This window comes from Clostridium chromiireducens (assembly GCF_002029255.1).
Taxonomy (GTDB): domain Bacteria; phylum Bacillota; class Clostridia; order Clostridiales; family Clostridiaceae; genus Clostridium; species Clostridium chromiireducens.
The window spans coordinates 33,019-53,116 of sequence record NZ_MZGT01000014.1; the positions used below are offsets into that span (position 1 = coordinate 33,019).

Below are 20,098 nucleotides of genomic sequence, written 5' to 3' on the forward strand. Positions count from 1 at the left end.
AATAAACAATCATATTGAAAAGTTCTCAATATGTCTTAATATGTTGCAAATATTATTGGCGTACCAATTATTATATGTGAACCAGTATTATATTTGACTTGTGCAAAATTAATTCTATCTTTATTATTTAGATATCCGGTTCCTACATAACCATTATTAATATTTGTAGTTTTTATATCTTGTAGGTTATTCTCACTAATGAACTTACTTATTAAATTTTCATTATCTATATCATCGATTTTTCCTTCATAATATAAAAAATATTGTATATCCTTTAATTTGTGATCATCTAATTTATGAACAATATTTTTCAAATCAGTGGCTGAATACTTAGAATTTTTATTTATCAATATAATCTCGACAAAATTGTATTGAGTATCACTCCACAACTTCACACTTGCGCTTAAATCTTCATTAATAATTTCAAATTCATTTTCTCCAAGTTCCTTATATAATCCCTTTATGTCTTTAGTTAGGCATTCTTTTATTCTAAAGCGCTCTATATCAATTGTTTCTTTAGTTTTATATTGAAATTTCACACCATTTTCTTCAAATTCACTTACACATGAAATATTATTTTCTATAATGCTAAATGAATTATCCGTATCACTCATATTCTTAGAAATAGCTCCTATATTTAAAAAAGATAATAATATAAAAGCGATTATACTTAGTCTTATATTCATATCTAATCCCCCTCATTTATCCAATAGCTAGCATCCGTAATACTCTTTAATAACGGTTGCACGGTCCTGAATTAGTTCAACTAAATTCAGTAGGAGTGTAAAACTCCACCTAAAAAGCTTCACTTTATCTTTCTTAAATTATGGCCAATCTTCTAATTTTTATTCCCTTTTCTATCCAGCTATATATATATAATATAAACTTATTAAAATTTTGTGATAGATTGTCAATATATAGAATAAAAAAATAAAGTGCACATGTTTAATATAGATTTTCATCCACACTGCACATGTTGCACTTTAAATTCACAAACCTATTTCTTAGTGTTTGTTAATATTAATCTTTGTTTTGCTCTAAGCAAAGCTGATTCTGCTCTCTCCTTGTTGTATAAACCAGCTTCTCTCAATCTATTTTCTGCTCTTACCTTGGCATCTTCTGCTCTTGCTGTATCAATATCTTCCTCGAATTCAGCAGCATCACTGCAAATTATCATTTGATTATTGCTAACTTGAGCAAGTGCCTTTGAAATGAATAACTCATTATCAACGCCTTGAGCATCTTTAAATCTTGCAATACAAGGTATAGTACTTGCTATCATACTTGCATGATTAGCATAAACTTCAAAGCCACCGTCTGCACTTTTTAAAGAAACTTTCTCAATTTCTCCACTGTAAACTTCACGGTCAGGCGTAATGATTTTTAGTAAAAAGGTATTAGCCATAATTGCTCATCCCCTTTATCCTATACTTTTTGCTTTTTCTATAACTTCTTCTATAGAACCTGCAAATAAGAATGCAGATTCTGGTAAATCATCATATTTACCCTCAAGAATTTCTCTAAATCCTTTTACAGTTTCCTTTACCGGAACATATTTCCCTTGCATTCCAGTAAATTGCTCAGCAACTGTAAATGGTTGTGATAAGAATCTTTGTATTCTTCTTGCTCTTGCTACAACTGCCTTATCTTCATCAGATAATTCATCAACACCTAAGATTGCTATAATATCTTGTAGCTCTTTGTATTTTGCAAGAACACGCTTAACACCAGCAGCTACATCATAGTGTTCTTCTCCAACTATTCTTGGATCAAGAATTCTTGATGTAGATTCTAAAGGATCAACCGCTGGATATATACCAAGCTCAGCTATACCTCTAGATAAAACTGTTGTTGCATCTAGATGCGAGAATGTGGTCGCTGGTGCTGGGTCTGTTAAATCATCGGCAGGAACATATACCGCTTGAACTGATGTAATAGATCCATTGACAGTTGATGTAATTCTTTCTTGAAGGGCACCCATTTCAGTCGCAAGTGTTGGTTGGTATCCAACCGCTGAAGGTATTCTTCCAAGTAATGCCGAAACCTCAGAACCTGCTTGAGTATATCTAAATATGTTATCAATAAATAGTAACACATCTTGACCCTTATCTCTAAAATACTCTGCCATAGTAAGTCCTGTTAAAGCAACTCTCATTCTAGCACCTGGCGGTTCATTCATTTGACCAAATACCAAAGCAGTCTTACTAATAACTCCCGAATCTTTCATTTCATGGTATAAATCGTTACCTTCTCTTGATCTTTCACCAACTCCAGTAAATACTGATAATCCACCATGTTGAGTCGCAATATTATTTATTAATTCTTGTATTAATACTGTTTTACCAACTCCGGCTCCTCCGAATAGACCTATCTTACCACCTTTTTGATATGGTGCAAGTAAGTCAACAACCTTAATTCCTGTTTCGAACATTTCAGGTTCAACTGATTGATCTTTGAAGCTTGGTGCTGCTCTATGAATTGGATATTTTTCATTTATTTCAATATCTCCAGCTTTATCGATAGTTTCTCCTAAAACATTGAATAATCTACCTAATACCACTTCACCTACTGGTACAGAGATTGGTGCTCCTGTATCAACAGCATCCATTCCTCTTTTTAAACCTTCTGTAGCTGACATAGCGATTGTTCTAACTATATCATCTCCAACGTGTTGCTCTACTTCAGCTACTAATTCGTGATCTCCCATATTAATATTAATCGCATTATATAGATTTGGAAGAGAATCCGAATCAAATTTTATATCTATTACCGGTCCAATTACTTGAACTATTTTCCCTATCTTTCCAGGCATAAGATACCTCCTTACGTATTTTGAGCTGCTGCTCCTCCAACAATTTCACTTATTTCTTGCGTAATTACGCCTTGTCTAATTCTATTAAACTTAAGTTTTAAATCTGATAATAAATCATCAGCATTTTTTGTAGCCCCATCCATAGCTTGCATTCTTGAACTTTGCTCACTACATTTAGAACTTAATAAAATACTTCTAATCTTTCCCTTTATATAAATATTAAGAGCATCCTCTAATATTGTTTCTAAATCTGGTTGTATAATAGCAGAATTTGTATTACCTTCAGATTTCTCTATCGGTAATATTTTAACAGCCTTCGGCTCCTGTTTAACTGCTGACACAAAATTAGAATATACAATATTAATTTCCGAAACTTCTTCATTCAAATACATATCAAGGGCTTTATCAAATATCATTTTTGCATCACTTACTGTCGGTAAATCTGAAATACCAACATACTCTGCTATAGGTTCAAGTTTTGCTCTTCTAAGGTAACTACCACCTTTAGCACCAACTAAAATAATCTTAGCATTTTTTCGCTTTTCTCTAGTTATAGATTCTAAGTAAGAAACTACATTACTATTGAATCCACCACATAAGCCTGAATCTGAAGTTATTACTACGTATAATTTATTCTCACTCTTGTTTCCATTAATGTAAATATTATTACCGTATCCAGACACAGTACTTGCAAGATTTTTTATTATTGGTTCAGTTGCGTCAATAAATCCATTATTCACTGTTAATTCATTTTTGGATTTTCTCAGCTTAGAAGTGGCAACAAGCCCCATGGCATTTGTGATTTTTCTGGTATTTTCTACTGATTTAAGTCTCTTTTTAATATCTAGAAGTCCAGCTGCACCCATGATTTCCACCTCCTAAAGAAGGGCATAGCTTAATTTAAGCTATGCTTCCTTTAAAAATATCTTTTTAAACTCAACTATTGCTTCCTCTAACATAGATTTTATTTCATCAGTTAAAGTTTTTCCCGCAACAATTGATTGTTCTATTTCTCTATGATGAGTATCAATATATTCTAAGAATTCTTTTTCAAATCTTCTTATATCACTAACTTTAATGTCTGATAAGAAATCATTAACTGCAGCATATAATATTACAATTTGCTTTCCAACTTCTATTGGACTATATTGATCTTGCTTTAACACTTCAACCAATCTCTTACCTTTTTCAAGTCTTCTACTAGAATCACTATCTAAATCAGATCCAAATTGAGCAAAAGCTTCTAATTCTCTATATTGTGCAAGTTCAAGTCTTAACGTACCACTAACTTGTTTCATTGCTTTAATTTGCGCATTACCACCAACTCTTGATACTGATATACCTGCATTTACTGCTGGTCTTTGACCTGCATTAAACAAATCAGATTCTAAGAATATTTGCCCATCTGTTATTGATATAACATTTGTTGGTATGTACGCAGTAACGTCTCCAGCTTGTGTTTCTATTATTGGAAGAGCTGTTAATGATCCTCCACCTAATTCCTTAGATAATTTTGCTGCTCTTTCAAGCAATCTTGAATGGATATAGAAAACATCCCCTGGATAAGCTTCTCTACCTGGCGGTCTCTTAAGTAATAATGACATAGCTCTATAAGCTACTGCATGCTTAGAAAGATCATCGTATATAATCAATACATCTTTCCCCTTATGCATAAAATATTCTCCTATTGTACATCCTGCGTATGGAGCTAGATATTGTAATGGAGCTGATTCTGATGCTGTAGCACTTACAACTATAGTATAATCCATAGCTCCAGTTTCAGTAAATGTATTTACTAAATGAGCAACTGTAGATTGCTTTTGTCCAATGGCTACATATATACAAATAACGTCTTTACCTTTTTGGTTAATAATAGTATCTATACCTATTGCAGTTTTACCTGTTTGTCTGTCCCCTATTATAAGCTCTCTTTGACCTCTACCAATTGGAATCATTGAATCTATAGCTTTTATCCCAGTTTGTAATGGTTCATTAACTGAGCTTCTGTCAATTATGCTAGGAGCTGCAACTTCTATAGGTCTAGTTTCAGTTGTAACAGCTGGGCCTTTTCCATCTATCGGTAACCCTAAAGCATTAACAACTCTACCTATTAGAGACTCTCCAACAGGAATTTCAACTACTTTACCCGTTCCTTTAACAATGTCACCTTCTTTTATTCCCTTTTCATCTCCTAAAAGAACGCAACCAACGTTATCTTGTTCAAGGTTTAAAGCCATTCCGTATACATCATTAGGGAATTCCAATAATTCCCCTCCCATACAATTATCTAATCCATAAACTCTTGAAACACCATCTCCAACTTGGATTATAGTACCAGAATCTACCGTTTTGATTTGTTTTTCGTATTTTTCTATTTCTTTTTTAATAATAGAAGTTATTTCTTCTGGTTTAATATTCATGGATTCACCTCTATTCTTTCTTAAGCATTAAATCTTTCATTTCTTGTATTTTTGATTTTACAGTACCATCGATAACATCATTTCCAATTCTTAAATAAACTCCACCTAAAACGCTTTTATCTATTTCAGTTTCAAACAATATTTTCTTTTCATACTTTTTCTCAAAAATTACCGTTAACTTTTCTAATTCCTCTTGTAAAATCGGTACAGCTGTTTTCACTATACCTCTAAGGATATTTTTTCTTTCTAAATCGATATTAATTAATTGATTTAGCTTTCCTCTTAAGTCAAGTATTCTATTTTTTTCAATTAATACAGCCATAAAAGAAAGTAATTCATTATCAATTTTCCCTTTAAATAAGTCAGTAAAAAGTTGTTTCTTTTTTGTTGTATTAATTTCTGGATGTTTAACAATTTCATAAAAGTCTGTGTTATTTTCAATTAGGTCACAAATTTCCTTTAAGTCTTGTATGTATTCATCCACTTTGTTGTTTCTTTCAGCAATTTCATATAAAGCTAAGGCATACCTTCGATCTAAATATTCATACATACTTACATACCTACCTTAGCAATAAAATCACCAATAAGTTTTCTATGTGTATCTTCATCAATTTGTTGTCCTAAAGCTTTAACTGAAAGTTCTATTGCTAAATCTACTGCTTGTTTTTTAATTTCGTATTCTGCTTTTTCTTTTTCTCTTTCAATTTCTAAACTTGCTCTTTCTTTTAATGAATTTGCTTCTGTTTTAGCATTTTGAACAATTTCTGCATAAAGTTTATCACCTTTTTCTCTTTGTCCTTCAGTGATTTTTTTACCTTCTTCTTTAGCTGATTGTAAAATTTGTTCATTCTTTACTAAATACATTCTTGCTTTTTCAGCATCTTCATCAGCCTTGCTTATTTTTTGGTCTATAAGATTTTGTCTCTCTTCAATTATTCCTTTGATTTTATTCCAAAAGAAATGTCTTAAGATTAAAATTATTATACCAAAATTAATCCAGTTCATTATCAGTGTTGATATTTTAATCTCCATTTTTACCTATATCCTCCCTTCGGAGTCAATGTAATTAACTCATGCGAATTCATTATTTGTTCATTAACATAAATGCCATTACTAATCCGTATATTGCAGTTGTTTCACAAAGTGCTGCACCTAATATTAAGAATGTCATTATTTTTCCTTGTGCTTCTGGTTGTCTTGAAACTGCTTCAACTGCTTTACCAGTTGCTACTCCAATACCTATTCCTGCTCCAATACCAGATAATACAGCTATACCAGCTGCTAGAACTCCTAAACTCATTATTATTCCTCCTAAATTATAGTTGATTTGTTTTTCTTTTAATGCTCTGCTGTTTGTTTGATATTGATCATAGTTAACATGGTAAATACTATCATTTGAATCAATCCATCAAATATATCAAAATATCCATGTACTATAATTGGTATACCCAATTGGGCAAATATTGATATTTCACCTAATTTCTCATACACAAGCTCTAACAATATTACCGCCGCAATCATATTCCCAAAAAGTCTCAGAGCTAAAGACATTGGTAATATAAATCTTTCCAATATATTTAGTGGTAACATAGGCGCAAATGGATGTAATAATCCCTTACCAAAACCAAGGATTCCATGTTTCCTAATAGCGTTTATATTTACAACTAAAAATGTGGATATTGCAAAGGATGCTGTTATACTCAAATCACTTGTTGGCGGTCTAAAGCCTAATAATCCAACAAGGTTCAGTGTTAGTAAATAAATCATTAACGTTCCTATATAAGGCAAAAATGATTCATATTCTTCATCCATAGTATTAACCATGAAATCCCTTATTGTTTGATAAATATTTTCTAACGCTGATTGAGTTTTATTAGGTCTTAACTTTAGATTTCTTGTTAATAGAAAAGCACCTATTCCTAAAATCAAAATGACAATCCATTCGATTATTATCCCTGCGGTAATATCTACTGTAAAGCCAAAAATTTCAGGAGAAAATATAGGTATAACCGGCTCCAATCTAAACACTTCCTTTCCTATTTTCTTTAATACGAAAAACTATAAGTAGAACATAATGCGAAATAAAGCCCATCATATAATATATTACGTATTCCATATTTTTCAGAAAAGGTGACACTGTAGCAATTATAAATGCCATTCTCACGAAATACGTTGGAATTATAATCCATGCTTTATTCTTCTTCAGAAATTTTCCAATGACATAACCACTAGCTAGAAAATTTATTAAGGAAACACAAATGCCTATCATATAGATTCCTGCATTTATAAAGGTGGAAATTAAGATTATTACTAAAGATATCAATAATCCGCTTCCAAGACTATATTTTAGCGTGTGCAGAAGCAGTTTATTCACTTCTTTATTCATACATAACCCCCTTAACCTCAATATCAGTAATTATATCTTTATATCTTTCTTTAATAAAACACTGTTTTAAAGTAAAATTTGCTTATTTTCCGTATAAAATCAGTTTATGTCGTATTTGCTCTAAAATGCTTAGTCAATATTAGGTTTTACTTCATCTTCCTCATTTTATGAATGTTTGTTTTTTTTTAACATCTTTTTTCAGAATTTTCTGTAATATGAATAATTTATTTTTTATTTTTGTTAACATTTTCATTCCATTTTATGTATTTTTTATTATTCAAAAACACCTTTAAATTCGGAGATATATCTACTTTTTTCTAATTTTAGGATTATAGGGCTATAATTTTTTCATCTTGATTAGTGAATATATAACCTTATTGTTATGCAATATTTATTTTTTTTAGGCTTCATAGTTACACTATGTGATATTAAATTAACATAAGAACTTCTTATTTAGTCAGTATTACAAAGTATTAAAAACTTTATTATGACGTTTCCTCCCCTCTTAACTTGCACTCCGAGCTAGTGCAACTTAAACTTTCTTAAAACTTTAAATTCAAACTAGCTATAATACATATAATTAAACATATTTTTTTAAATATTGTTTTTATTTTTCTCTCGGTTTTATTTTTTATACATAATTCCAATCAATAATTTTATCATAATAAAAAAGGTTACTATGTTAGACTACATAGTAACCTTTCTCAATTAATTTAAACTCTAACTAAACTCTTTCAACAATAAGAGCTGTTCCAAGTCCTCCACCAATACAAAGTGTTGCAAGCCCTCTCTTAGCATCTCTCTTTTCCATTTCATGAAGAAGAGTAACTAAAATTCTAGCTCCTGACGCTCCAACTGGATGACCTAAAGCTATAGCTCCACCATTTACATTTACCTTAGACATATCAAAATTCAAGTCTTTAGCAACTGCTAAACTTTGAGCTGCGAAAGCTTCATTAGCTTCAATTAAGTCTAAATCTTCTATTGTTAAGTTAGCCTTTTCTAAAGCTTTTTTAGTTGCATGGAATGGTCCATATCCCATAATTGCTGGATCTAATCCTTTTGATCCATAAGAAACAATTTTAGCTAATGGCTTAAGACCTAATTCTGCCGCTTTTTCTGCACTCATAACAACAAATGCTGCTGCTCCATCATTAATTCCAGAAGCATTTCCTGCAGTTACTGTTCCTTCTTTAGCAAATGCTGGTTTCAATTTTCCTAAAGAATCAGCAGTTGTTCCGAATCTTGGGAACTCATCTGTATCAAATACTTTTGGTTCTCCTTTTCTTTGTGGAATAACAACTGGAACTATTTCATCTTTAAATCTTCCAGATTTAATTGCTGCTTCAGCTTTTTGTTGAGATGCTGCTGCAAAAGCATCTTGCTCTTCTCTAGTTAATCCCCATTCTTTTGCAATGTTTTCTGCTGTAACACCCATATGATAGTTGTTAAATGCATCCCATAATGCATCATTTATCATTGAGTCTACCATTTTTCCATCGCCCATTCTTTGACCCCATCTAGCATTTTTCATTAAGTATGGAGCTTGTGACATGTTTTCCATACCACCAGCAATGATAACTTCAGCATCTCCTGCTTTAATCATTTGAGCTGCTAAGCTAACTGCTCTAAGACCTGATCCGCAAACTTTATTTATTGTCATAGCTGAAACTTCTTGTGGTAATCCTGCTTTAATTGTTGATTGTCTTGCAGTGTTTTGTCCAAGTCCCGCTTGAATTACATTTCCCATAATAACTTCTTCAATTAATTCTGGTTTAACTCCAGCTCTACTTACTGCTTCTTTAATTACTAAAGCTCCCAAGTCTGCTGCTGATACATCTTTTAATGCTCCACCAAAAGTACCTAATGCTGTTCTTACTGCACTTACAATAACTACGTCTCTCATGTTTGACCTCCTAAAATCTTATAATATTTTATTAATTCTCGTTAAATTATTAACATAATTAAATTATACCTGCTATCATTTCTTTTATCAAGTATAAATTGTTAAATTTTAGACAAACTTTATCTTTTAAATTCTTCTACTTCTTTTGAACTTAAATTAAAGTATTTCAATATAGCATCTGCAATTCTTCTTGATGCTATACCATCGCCATATGGATTAATTGATTTACTCATTTTAGAGTACGAATCCGAATTTCTAAGTAACTCATTTGCTGCCTCTACTATCGGGTCTACATCCGTTCCAACTAATTTAACAGTTCCGGCATCTACTGCTTCAGGTCTTTCTGTAACATCCCTTAATACAAGTACTGGCTTTGCTAAATGAGGTGCTTCTTCTTGCAATCCTCCTGAATCTGTCATTACCATAAAAGACTTATTCATTAGATTATGGGTTTCTTTTGTATCTAACGGTGGTAGTAAATGAATTCGTTCTTTTCCTCCAAGTCTTTCAAATACAACATCCTTAACTACAGGATTTAAATGAACTAAGTATACTAATTCTACGTCACTATTTTGTTCAACTATTTTATTTAACGCAATACAAATATTTTGAATTCCTTCTCCCCAATTTTCTCTCCTATGGGCAGTAATCATTATCACTTTTTTACTAAAATCAATATTATTCAATTCTTCAGTTTCAAAAATGTAATCTTCCTCAACAGTATGCCTCATAGCATCGATTACTGTATTTCCGGTAATATATATATCACTTTCATTTATTCCTTCTTTTAGCAAATTCTCTTTCGAACCTTTTGTTGGTGCAAAATGTAAGTCTGCTAAACTTCCTGTTAATTTCCTATTCATTTCTTCTGGAAACGGAAAATACTTATTAAATGTTCTAAGTCCAGCTTCAACATGCCCAACCTTAATTTGCTGATAAAATGCAGCTAGAGAGCCTGCGAATGTAGTTGTTGTATCTCCATGAACTAGTATCATGTCAGGTCTTTCTTCTTTAAACACTTCCTCTAAGCCTTCCAAAACTCTACCTGTAATTCCAGTTAACGTTTGCTTTGTTTTCATTATGTTTAAATCAAAATCAGGTTTAATATCAAATAATTCTAGAACTTGATCCAACATTTCTCTATGCTGAGCTGTTACACAAACCTTTGATTCTATTTCTTCTCTTCTTTCTAATTCCTTTACTAAAGGTGCCATTTTTATAGCTTCGGGCCTTGTTCCAAAAATAGTAATAATCTTCTTTCTACTCAATTTATTTCCTCCTATATATAAGCTATTATAGATTTTAATCACCTTGTGCATATATTTAAATTTGACACGAATCTACCTAGAATTTTCAAATCCTAAAAATAAACCCAACTCGCATATGCTTGTTGGATAATATAAATGCTAAAATCCTAATAAACTCTAGTAACCTGCATCCTTCATAATTTTTAAAGAATCATCATTTTCTATCCATGAATTCACACTTATTTCTCTACATTCATCTTTAGAATCTCTTATAATAACATAAGCAATTCCCGAATTAATTATTAATCGCTTGCACATTGAACAGGAATTAGCATCTTTAACATATTCTTTTGTATTTGCATCTTTTCCAACTAAATATAAAGTAGCTCCTATCATATCTTTTCTAGAAGCACTTATAATTGCATTAGCTTCACTATGTACACTTCTACAAAGTTCATACTGTTTTCCTCTTGGAATTTTGTGTTCTTCTCTTATGCAACTGTTTAAATCAATGCAATTCTTTCTACCTCTAGGAGCACCTGTATATCCAGTAGAAATTATTTCATCATTTTTAACAATTATTGAACCATAATTTCTTCTTAAACAAGTTCCTCTTTCTAAGACTGTTTCAGCAATATCTAAATAATAATTCTGTTTATCACGTCTCTCCATTTTACCATCCCCAAAATCAAGTTGTGCCAGGTTACTTAAAGAACAAAGAGCAAAGCTCTTTGTTAATTAATTTAACAGTAAATAAATCTAATATATTTATAAGTCTAAAGACCTCTTAAATATTATTCTTAAAATGAACATAGATTTAGTACCACTACTTAGTTCCAAATAATCTATCTCCTGCATCACCAAGACCTGGTACAATATATCCATTTTCATTCAATTTCTCGTCTATAGAAGCTAAGTAAATATCAACATCATCATGAGCTTTTTGTATTGCTTCAATTCCTTCTGGAGCTCCCACTAAACACATGAGTTTCATATTTTTAGCACCTCTATTTTTTAGCATCGTTAGAGCATCTATTGATGATCCTCCTGTTGCAAGCATTGGATCAACAACTATTATATCTCTTTCAGCAATATCTTGCGGCAACTTACAGAAGTATTCTACTGGTTGAAGTGTTTCTTCATCTCTATATAATCCGATATGTCCAACCTTTGCTGCTGGAATCAAGTTAATTATTCCATCTACCATACCAAGACCAGCTCTTAGAATGGGAACAACTGCAATCTTCTTACCTGCAAGCATTTTACATCTTGCTATAGCCACCGGCGTTTTTACATCTACTTCTTCCATATTTAAATCTCTCGTAACTTCATAGGCCATTAACATAGAAATTTCTTCAACTAATTTTCTAAAATCTTTCGACCCTGTTTCTTCATTTCTTAAAATTGCTAATTTATGTAATATTAGCGGGTGATTTATTTCTGTAACTTTACTCATCTTTATTCCTCCACGTTTAACTTTCATATTTATTCTCTCACATTATGTGATTTTTTCTAATTAAATGATCCTAATTGCAGCATAGCTGCTTTTTTCTAATATAAATGATCTTAATTGCAGCATAGCTGCTTTTTTCTAATATAAATGATCTTAATTGCAGCATAGCTGCTTTTTTCTAATGTGTATATTTTTTTTCAATTTCTGAAATTTTATCTATTCTATTTTGGTGTCTATCCCCTTCAAATTTAGCTGTAATAAAAGTCTTTACTATATCTAAAGCAAGACCAGCTCCGACTACTCTTTGGCCCATTGTTAAAATATTTGCATTATTATGTTCTCTTGTTGCATGTGCGCTAAAAGTATCAGAACATAACGCTGCTCTAATTCCTGGAACTTTATTCGCTGCAATGCTAATTCCTATTCCAGTACCACAAATTAATATACCAAATTCGAACTCTTTTGATACGACTGCTTCTGCTACAGGTAATGCAATGTCAGGGTAATCGCAAGAATTAGTAGAGTGAGTCCCAAAATCTTTCACTTCATGATTTTCACTTTCTAAAAACTTGATAATCTCGTTTTTTAATTCAAATCCACCATGGTCACATCCAATTGCAATTTTCATAATCAAACCATCTCCCATTAATATTTAATCTTAAATTTAGTTTATGTCAAATATATTGATTATATATAACTATACATCTATGATATCAAATCCTGCAGCCTTATTTAATCTATTCATAATAGCTATACCTAAACCTTCTTCTTTATATCCTTCTGCTAGAATTAAATCCGCATTTAAATCATCACATTTTCTTAAAGCTTCAAATAGACTTTTAGCAACTGTCGCTAAATTAAATATACTTCCCATAACTATGCAATCACCCTCTGTATATTCATTCACATTTTCTTCGACAGTAAGAATACAAACATTTTTACCTTTTTCTATATTATAGTGTACCATTTCTTTTATTTTTTCAATAGTTTTTTTTCTTTCTCCGGAAATTATTGTCACTTTGGCATTTGGTGCATAATGTTTATATTTCATTCCTGGGGCCTTCGGTTTCAATCCCTCCCTGGGTTTCTCCATTATAGCTTTATCTATTTCAATTGATGAATCTATTTCTTTAAGCATTTCCAACGTAATACCGCCCGGACGCAGAACTATAGGAGGGACCACAGTGCAATCAACAATTGTAGACTCTACTCCTACATCACTTTGCGCTCCTCCTAGAATACAGTCTACTTTTCCATCTAAATCCTCAACACATCTTTGAAAATCTGTAGGACTTGGTCTTCCACTTATATTAGCTGAAGGAGCGGCAATTGTGGTATTTGATAATTCAATTAGCTTTCTAGCTATTTCATTATCCGGCATTCTGATACCAATAGAATTCAAATCTGCACTAGTCACATTGGGTATTATGCCCTTTTTTCTTAAAATTATTGTAAGCGGTCCTGGCCAAAACTTATTTATAAGTTTATTAGCCACTTCTGGAATTTCCATAACATATGGCTCTATATTTTTTGATGCCACATGGATTATTAACGGATTATCTTGAGGCCTACCTTTTGCTTTAAATATCTTTTCAACCGCAGTTTCATTAAGAGCATCTGCCCCTAGCCCATAAACTGTTTCTGTCGGAAAAACGACTGTCCCTCCATTTTTAATAAATTCTGCCGCTTCTCTTATCTTTTCCTCATCTTCCTTAACATCCTTAATTATACTAAACTTAGTTTCCACCTTTTCTACCTCCTTTCTTCTTTTTATATGTCTTATTTCTTAAACTATGAGCTGTCCCCTGGCTATTTTTATATTTTGTATACTATCATCAGTATAAGTAGCTTTAACACAATTCCTGTATATAGAATCCAATAGTAAATACTTCTTCAATCCACCTCTCTTGATTACCTGCAAATAATAATCTCTCTGAGGATTAATTTGTTTAACGACATTGTACTCTTCTGCAATTTGTGGGTATCTTTTAAGGACATTCGGGTCAATTAACCTCAACCCTCTGTTTTTAAACTTTACACTTGTTACCAAAACAATTTCTAAATCATAGTCTGATTTGTTTGTATGTACTAAAATAACTTTATCACATATAATTAATGATTCCTTAGATAAAATTCCAACTTTAAAAATCAATCTATTACTAGAATATCTATATTCCACTTTGTAAGCATTCATTTTAATTATGATAGATATAATAATCAAAATTTCAATAAAAACAACATAACTTGTGTAAAATATAGTAGTTAATCCAGTCACTATTAATATTAGCGGAAGAACACTCCCAATAATAACCATAATAATTAAAAACATCTTCAAATGTAATCTTTCCTTTTTTATAGCTTTATATATATCCATATTTAGTCCCCCAAATTACTTTTAAAGCCCTACATATACAATGCAAGGCTTTATTGAGTAATTATTACATTTGTGTATTTCCCATTAACTTCATTTTCTCAGCCTGATCTTCTGTAATAAGTGCATTTATCATTTCGTCAAGATCTCCACTTAAGAATGCGTCTAATTTATATAAAGTTAATCCTATTCTGTGGTCAGTAACTCTTCCTTGTGGATAATTATATGTCCTTATTCTTTCACTTCTATCCCCTGTACCAACTTGACTTTTTCTATCTTCAGCTATTCCTTCTGCTCTTTCTCTCTCTGCTTGTTCATAAAGCCTTGATTTTAAAACCTTCATAGCCTTTTCTTTATTTTTCAATTGTGATTTTTCATCTTGGCATGAAACTACAAGACCTGTTGGTAAGTGAGTAATTCTTACAGCTGAATCTGTAGTATTAACGCACTGTCCCCCATTTCCCGAAGCTCTGAACACGTCAATTCTAACATCTTTATCTGCTACTTCTATTTCAACATCATCTACTTCTGGCAGAACTGCTACTGTAGCAGTTGATGTATGAATTCTTCCACTTGATTCAGTATCTGGAACTCTTTGTACTCTATGAACGCCACTTTCATATTTCAATTTAGAGTACGCTCCGTTACCTTTAATCATAAATACAACTTCTTTAAACCCACCAAGATCTGTTTCGTTTAAACTCATAATTTCTGTAGACCATCTTTGAGTTTCCGCATATCTAGTGTACATTCTAAATAAGTTATATGCAAATAGTGCGGCCTCTTCTCCACCTGCGCCCCCTCTGATTTCAACAAATACATTTTTATCATCGTTAGGGTCTTTTGGAAGTAATAAAATTTGAATTTCTCTTTCTAATTCAGATTCCCTATTTGTGAGATCAGATATTTCTTCATTTAACATCTCTCTCATTTCTTTATCACTTTCACCACTTAGCATTTCCTTGTTAGCTTTTAAATCTTCAGTTACTTTTTTATAATCTCTGTAGGCATTTACGATAATCTCTAAATCTGCATGTTCCTTACAAAGTTTTCTCCATTCATTTTGGTTTTGCATAATTGATGGATCACTAATTTTAACTGATAATTCATCATATTTATTTTCTATAAAGTCTAATCTATCTAATAACATTTAATCACTCCGTACTTTTTTTTTCACATTTCTACATTATATCATATTTTATGTGGTTAACCAACTAGCCATTTTTTTAATTTGAGTTTTTATATTTAATTATATTCTAATTCCAATTACTATTCTATCAAGGCTCGCAAAATCTTTAATAACTTTTATATCCTCGAAGTTATGTTCTTCCATTAATAATTTTACTGCTTCTCCTTGATTATATCCTATTTCAAATGCTAATATTCCAGATTGTTTCAGTACATATTGACTTTGGTCAATTATCTTCCTATAAAAATCTAACCCATCTGTTCCACCATCCAAAGCAGTATGAGGCTCATAATTTTTAACATCATCCATAAGTTTATCAATCTCTTCTGCCTCTATATATGGGGGATTAGAGACTATGATATCATACATCTTTTTATCTTCTATAGGTTTTTCTAACAGATCACTCTTTATAAACGCTGCTCTATCTTCCATTTTGTTTTTCTTTATATTTATTAATGATACTTTTTCCGGAATTGGATAGTAATCAATTAAATCCACCTTTATATTTTGTCTATAATGAGCTAATGCTATACCAATTGCCCCTGATCCACAACACAAATCACACACTTGCTTTTCTTCATTTTCTCCTATACTTTTTAACACCTCATCAACTAGTATCTCTGTATCATCTCTTGGAATTAGAACACCTTCCTCAACATGATAGTCAATCCCCATAAACTCACACTTATTTAAAATATATTTAACAGGCATTTTATTTCTACGTTTTTCTATAAATTTAAAATATCTTTCCGCCTTATCTGCACTAACTTCTTCTTCTTTGTGGGTAATTAAATAAATTCTGCTCTCTTCTATTATGTTACCTAATAGCAGTTCAGTATCTAATCTTGCTGTATCAATTCCACTTTCCTTTAGAGTAGAGGCTCCAGCATTTATTAATTCCTCTATACTTTTATTTGGATCTTTAATTCCTTCTGCCGCTTTTAAAGACGCTATAGCGACTTCTATTTGAGAATCATCAGGTTCCTTAGTCGTTAGCAACTGTAATTTAAGACCAGGATAAGCTATTATCTTCGATAAAAGACCATCATCTTTACCAAGCCATTTTATTAGTTCATAACTAATTCCCGTAACAACCGGTATAAGCACAATTCTAAATAATAATCTTTCAACAATACCTCCCCATCCTGTAAATGAAAAGACTATTATACTAACAAGCATTACTAAGAACAAGAAATTAGTTCCACATCTTGGATGCAGCCTTGGCTGTTTTCTAACATTTTCAACTGTTAATTCTTCCATTGCTTCATAGCAGAATATAGTTTTATGTTCTGCTCCATGATACTGAAATACCCTATAAATATCACTAAGTTTACTGATAAAAAACATATATAGCAAAAGAATAGTAATTCTTATGCCTGCTTCTATTAAATGAAGCATTATATTTGAAATTCCTGTTTCTTTAAAAAATGATGCAATCCCTGTTGGTAACGCAACAAAAAGTCCTATAGCAAAAATGAATGAAATAAACATCGTTATTCCCATTAATACGTCGTTAGCACTTTTCCCTAATTTATTCTCTAACCACTTTTCAAATTTTGATGGCTCCTCATTTTCATCTTCTAAAAATGTGGCAGAATAATTTAAAGATTCCATACCCACTTTCATAGATTCTATTAGCACAAAAAAACCTCTAAGAAATGGTATATTTAAAAACGGATATTTCTTTGTTACTGGCCTATTATCTTTAAAATCTATTTCTATCTTTCCATTAGGAGTTCTAACAGCTGTTGCTAAGCTTTTACTACCTCTCATCATAACGCCTTCTATAACAGCTTGACCTCCAACATCACATCTTCTCATTAATAAAATCACTTACTCTCTTTTATTATTTTTCTTTATATTTATAATAACATTCTCCACATAATGATTCATATTCAACATTATTTTGTTCATCTATAGCAATCTGTTCACCTTCAAACACAAATCTATTACTTACCTTTCTACCATTAAATATAGCTTTCTTTCCACACGCACATATTGTTTTCATTTCTTCTATGCTGTGTGCTAATAATAGCAATCTTTTACTCCCCTCAAACCCATCCATTTTGAAATCCGTCCTAAGTCCATAGCATATTATAGGTATATTAATTCTCACTGCTATTTCAAATAATTGGTCTATTTGTTCATGTTTCATAAATTGAACTTCATCTACTAATATACAATCTATGTTTTCACCTTCGTTTAAATACTTATGTATTATCTCTAAAATATTGTCGTTCTCCGAAATCAATAAATCAACTTGTCTATTTACCCCAAGTCTAGATACAAGTGTATTTCCACCCTTATTGTCAACTTTAGGTTTTATAATAATCACTTTCATCCCGCGTTCTTCATAATTATAAGCAACTTGCATTAAATGGGTTGACTTACCTGAATTCATAGCTCCGTATCTAAAATATAATTTGCTCATCTTTAAAGTACTCTCCTTTTAAAGGTATCATACACGATTATATCATTTAATACTCATCATAAAAAGACATTTTTATATTATTTGCATCTATATTTTATCCTATAGATAGCACCTGAAACAATTACTCTTTTTCAAGTAGGAAATAACAGCTACAAACTCCTGGACAAGGTGCCCTCCGAGGGTATAAGCTCAACTAAATTCAGCTGGAGTTAAGACTCCATCTGAAAAGTTTCACTTTATTATTGACGCTAAATTTCCACTATGCTATAATCTAATGGTTGTTATTGAATAATTAACATAAGTTTATATAATTGAAAGAGGTGAAAAATAATGAGAGAAGGCATACATCCAGAATACCACCACGAAACAGTGGTTAAGTGTGCATGTGGAAACACTTTCACTACTGGTTCTGTTAAAGAAGAACTAAAAGTTGAAATATGCTCTAAATGCCACCCATTCTTCACTGGTAAACAAAAAATTGTTGACGTTGGTGGAAGAGTTGATAAATTCAACAAGAGATTCAACCTTGGCAGCAAGTAATATCCTTACGGAAAGACAATGTCTTTCCTTTTTTTGTTGCATTTTATAAATATGTAAAAAATTTAAATAAGGCTAATTAAAACCTGAACTTTTGCATTAATTAGGTTAATTAACTAACTTTTAATATATTACCATGTATAATTTAGTATTTAAATTGCACAATAGATATGGTAAACTATGTAATATAATACTATTGAAATGAGTGACTTTCGTGAAAAAAGTTTTAATTTTAACAACATCTACGGGCCAAGGACATAATCAGGCTGCCACTTCTGTAGCAGAATCTTTTAAAAATGCTGGTTACGAAATTACAAAACTTGATTTTCTAGCTAAGAATAGTAAATTTCTTAATGATATTATTGTAATGGCATATGAAATTTCCGCCGCAAAATTCCCTAGAACTTATGGCTTATTTTACAACTTAACCGACAACAAATATATTAATAATTTTTTAAAAATTATTTTCTTTATGACTAGAAAGAAAGTTTCAAAAGTAATAGATGAGATACGGCCTGATATAATTATAGCCACTCACTCTATAAACATCAGTGTTATCTCAGACTTAAAAAAACAAGGATTAAAAACTCCATTCATTTTAGTGGTTACAGATTTTAAAGCTCATTATCTATATGTAGATTCCTGTGTTGATGCTTATATAACTGGCAGTAACTATACAAAGCAATCATTAATGAATAGAACTGTGAGTCCTAACAAGATTTATCCTATAGGTATTCCAATAAGCAATAGGTTTTACACAGAAGTTACTTCTGCCGACACTCTAAAGGATGATGAATATTTTAATATATTACTTATGGGTGGTAGCCTCGGGCTAAATACCATATTTAAAGTGCTAAAAGAATTATTAAAGAATCCAAAGAAATTAAGAATTACTGTTGTCTGTGGCAAAAATAATCACCTAAAGAATAAGTTGGTTAAATACTGTCAGGAAAATAATTTTACGAATAAAAAACTTCATATACTAGGTTTTACTCAAGATATTTCTTACCTTATGGATTATTGCGATATAATTGTATCAAAACCTGGTGGTTTAACAGTTACAGAATCTATAGTTAAAAATATACCATTAGTGATTCCTTTTGCTATACCCGGACAAGAAAGTGAGAATATAGATTTTCTTACAACCGAGGGATATTCAATTTATATAAAAGATTTAAATAAAATTAACGATACAGTGAATCGCTTAATAGATAATCCAGACGAATTAATTAACTTAAGACTTAAATTAAAAGAATTATCTTCAACATATTCTTTAACCAAAATAGTCGACATAGCAAACGATTTAATTTCAAATAAATAAAAAGGGTGACCGTAAATCTAACTGG

General features: G+C 31.3%; 22 protein-coding genes. 2 read left to right on the forward strand and 20 right to left on the reverse strand.

Annotated features, from left to right (window positions below; translation table 11 throughout):
- Positions 1–35: 35 nt before the first annotated feature.
- From CLCHR_RS06580 to CLCHR_RS06675, 20 genes are all read right to left on the reverse strand, one after another.
- Positions 36–686 (reverse strand): hypothetical protein, encoded by a 651-nt coding sequence (locus CLCHR_RS06580; RefSeq protein ID WP_079438901.1) that lies wholly within the window; start codon positions 684–686, stop codon positions 36–38.
- A gap of 311 nt (positions 687–997) precedes the next feature.
- The gene (gene atpC / locus CLCHR_RS06585) at positions 998–1,405 is read right to left on the reverse strand and encodes an ATP synthase F1 subunit epsilon (RefSeq protein ID WP_079438902.1); all 408 of its coding nucleotides are present in this window, start codon (positions 1,403–1,405) and stop codon (positions 998–1,000) included.
- A gap of 15 nt (positions 1,406–1,420) precedes the next feature.
- On the reverse strand, positions 1,421–2,812 hold the full coding sequence (atpD, locus tag CLCHR_RS06590) for a F0F1 ATP synthase subunit beta (protein ID WP_079438903.1): 1,392 nt from the start codon (positions 2,810–2,812) through the stop codon (positions 1,421–1,423).
- Positions 2,813–2,823: 11 nt separating this feature from the next.
- Positions 2,824–3,678, reverse strand: a complete 855-nt coding sequence (atpG, locus tag CLCHR_RS06595) for an ATP synthase F1 subunit gamma (RefSeq protein ID WP_079438904.1) — start codon at positions 3,676–3,678, stop codon at positions 2,824–2,826.
- A gap of 39 nt (positions 3,679–3,717) precedes the next feature.
- Positions 3,718–5,232: a F0F1 ATP synthase subunit alpha gene (atpA, locus tag CLCHR_RS06600; RefSeq protein ID WP_079438905.1), complete on the reverse strand. Its 1,515-nt coding sequence runs from the start codon at positions 5,230–5,232 to the stop codon at positions 3,718–3,720.
- Positions 5,233–5,242: 10 nt separating this feature from the next.
- Complete coding sequence (locus CLCHR_RS06605; protein WP_079438906.1) at positions 5,243–5,782, reverse strand: F0F1 ATP synthase subunit delta; 540 nt, start codon at positions 5,780–5,782, stop codon at positions 5,243–5,245.
- A gap of 2 nt (positions 5,783–5,784) precedes the next feature.
- A complete protein-coding gene (locus CLCHR_RS06610; protein WP_079438907.1) occupies positions 5,785–6,264 on the reverse strand; it encodes a F0F1 ATP synthase subunit B in 480 nt (159 codons plus the stop codon).
- A 52-nt stretch (positions 6,265–6,316) separates the two neighbouring features.
- Positions 6,317–6,532 carry an ATP synthase F0 subunit C gene (gene atpE, locus CLCHR_RS06615; protein ID WP_079438908.1) on the reverse strand — a complete coding sequence of 72 codons (216 nt, stop codon included), beginning with the start codon at positions 6,530–6,532 and terminating at the stop codon, positions 6,317–6,319.
- 38 nt (positions 6,533–6,570) lie between these two features.
- Complete coding sequence (locus tag CLCHR_RS06620) at positions 6,571–7,251, reverse strand: F0F1 ATP synthase subunit A (RefSeq protein ID WP_182629443.1); 681 nt, start codon at positions 7,249–7,251, stop codon at positions 6,571–6,573.
- A 1-nt stretch (position 7,252) separates the two neighbouring features.
- Positions 7,253–7,618 (reverse strand): hypothetical protein, encoded by a 366-nt coding sequence (locus CLCHR_RS06625; protein WP_079438910.1) that lies wholly within the window; start codon positions 7,616–7,618, stop codon positions 7,253–7,255.
- Between the two features lie 724 nt (positions 7,619–8,342).
- Positions 8,343–9,524, reverse strand: a complete 1,182-nt coding sequence (locus tag CLCHR_RS06630) for an acetyl-CoA C-acetyltransferase (protein ID WP_079438911.1) — start codon at positions 9,522–9,524, stop codon at positions 8,343–8,345.
- A gap of 119 nt (positions 9,525–9,643) precedes the next feature.
- Positions 9,644–10,792, reverse strand: coding sequence for a non-hydrolyzing UDP-N-acetylglucosamine 2-epimerase (gene wecB, locus CLCHR_RS06635; protein ID WP_079438912.1), 1,149 nt, complete (start codon positions 10,790–10,792; stop codon positions 9,644–9,646).
- Positions 10,793–10,948: 156 nt separating this feature from the next.
- Complete coding sequence (locus CLCHR_RS06640; RefSeq protein ID WP_079438913.1) at positions 10,949–11,443, reverse strand: deaminase; 495 nt, start codon at positions 11,441–11,443, stop codon at positions 10,949–10,951.
- Between the two features lie 154 nt (positions 11,444–11,597).
- On the reverse strand, positions 11,598–12,227 hold the full coding sequence (upp, locus tag CLCHR_RS06645; RefSeq protein ID WP_079438914.1) for a uracil phosphoribosyltransferase: 630 nt from the start codon (positions 12,225–12,227) through the stop codon (positions 11,598–11,600).
- Positions 12,228–12,402: 175 nt separating this feature from the next.
- The gene (gene rpiB, locus CLCHR_RS06650) at positions 12,403–12,852 is read right to left on the reverse strand and encodes a ribose 5-phosphate isomerase B (RefSeq protein WP_079438915.1); all 450 of its coding nucleotides are present in this window, start codon (positions 12,850–12,852) and stop codon (positions 12,403–12,405) included.
- Positions 12,853–12,921: 69 nt separating this feature from the next.
- Complete coding sequence (locus CLCHR_RS06655) at positions 12,922–13,971, reverse strand: L-threonylcarbamoyladenylate synthase (protein WP_079438916.1); 1,050 nt, start codon at positions 13,969–13,971, stop codon at positions 12,922–12,924.
- Positions 13,972–14,010: 39 nt separating this feature from the next.
- Positions 14,011–14,598, reverse strand: coding sequence for a hypothetical protein (locus tag CLCHR_RS06660; RefSeq protein WP_079438917.1), 588 nt, complete (start codon positions 14,596–14,598; stop codon positions 14,011–14,013).
- 64 nt (positions 14,599–14,662) lie between these two features.
- Positions 14,663–15,745 (reverse strand): peptide chain release factor 1, encoded by a 1,083-nt coding sequence (gene prfA, locus CLCHR_RS06665; protein ID WP_079438918.1) that lies wholly within the window; start codon positions 15,743–15,745, stop codon positions 14,663–14,665.
- A 99-nt stretch (positions 15,746–15,844) separates the two neighbouring features.
- Entirely contained in the window at positions 15,845–17,605 is a 1,761-nt protein-coding gene (gene prmC, locus CLCHR_RS06670) for a peptide chain release factor N(5)-glutamine methyltransferase (protein ID WP_079438919.1), read from the reverse strand.
- Positions 17,606–17,630: 25 nt separating this feature from the next.
- Positions 17,631–18,215 (reverse strand): thymidine kinase, encoded by a 585-nt coding sequence (locus tag CLCHR_RS06675; protein WP_079438920.1) that lies wholly within the window; start codon positions 18,213–18,215, stop codon positions 17,631–17,633.
- A gap of 330 nt (positions 18,216–18,545) precedes the next feature.
- Between CLCHR_RS06675 and rpmE the strand changes: the two genes are divergently transcribed.
- On the forward strand, positions 18,546–18,755 hold the full coding sequence (gene rpmE, locus CLCHR_RS06680) for a 50S ribosomal protein L31 (RefSeq protein ID WP_079438921.1): 210 nt from the start codon (positions 18,546–18,548) through the stop codon (positions 18,753–18,755).
- A 211-nt stretch (positions 18,756–18,966) separates the two neighbouring features.
- Positions 18,967–20,073, forward strand: coding sequence for an MGDG synthase family glycosyltransferase (locus tag CLCHR_RS06685; RefSeq protein ID WP_079438922.1), 1,107 nt, complete (start codon positions 18,967–18,969; stop codon positions 20,071–20,073).
- The last annotated feature ends 25 nt before the right edge of the window (positions 20,074–20,098 follow it).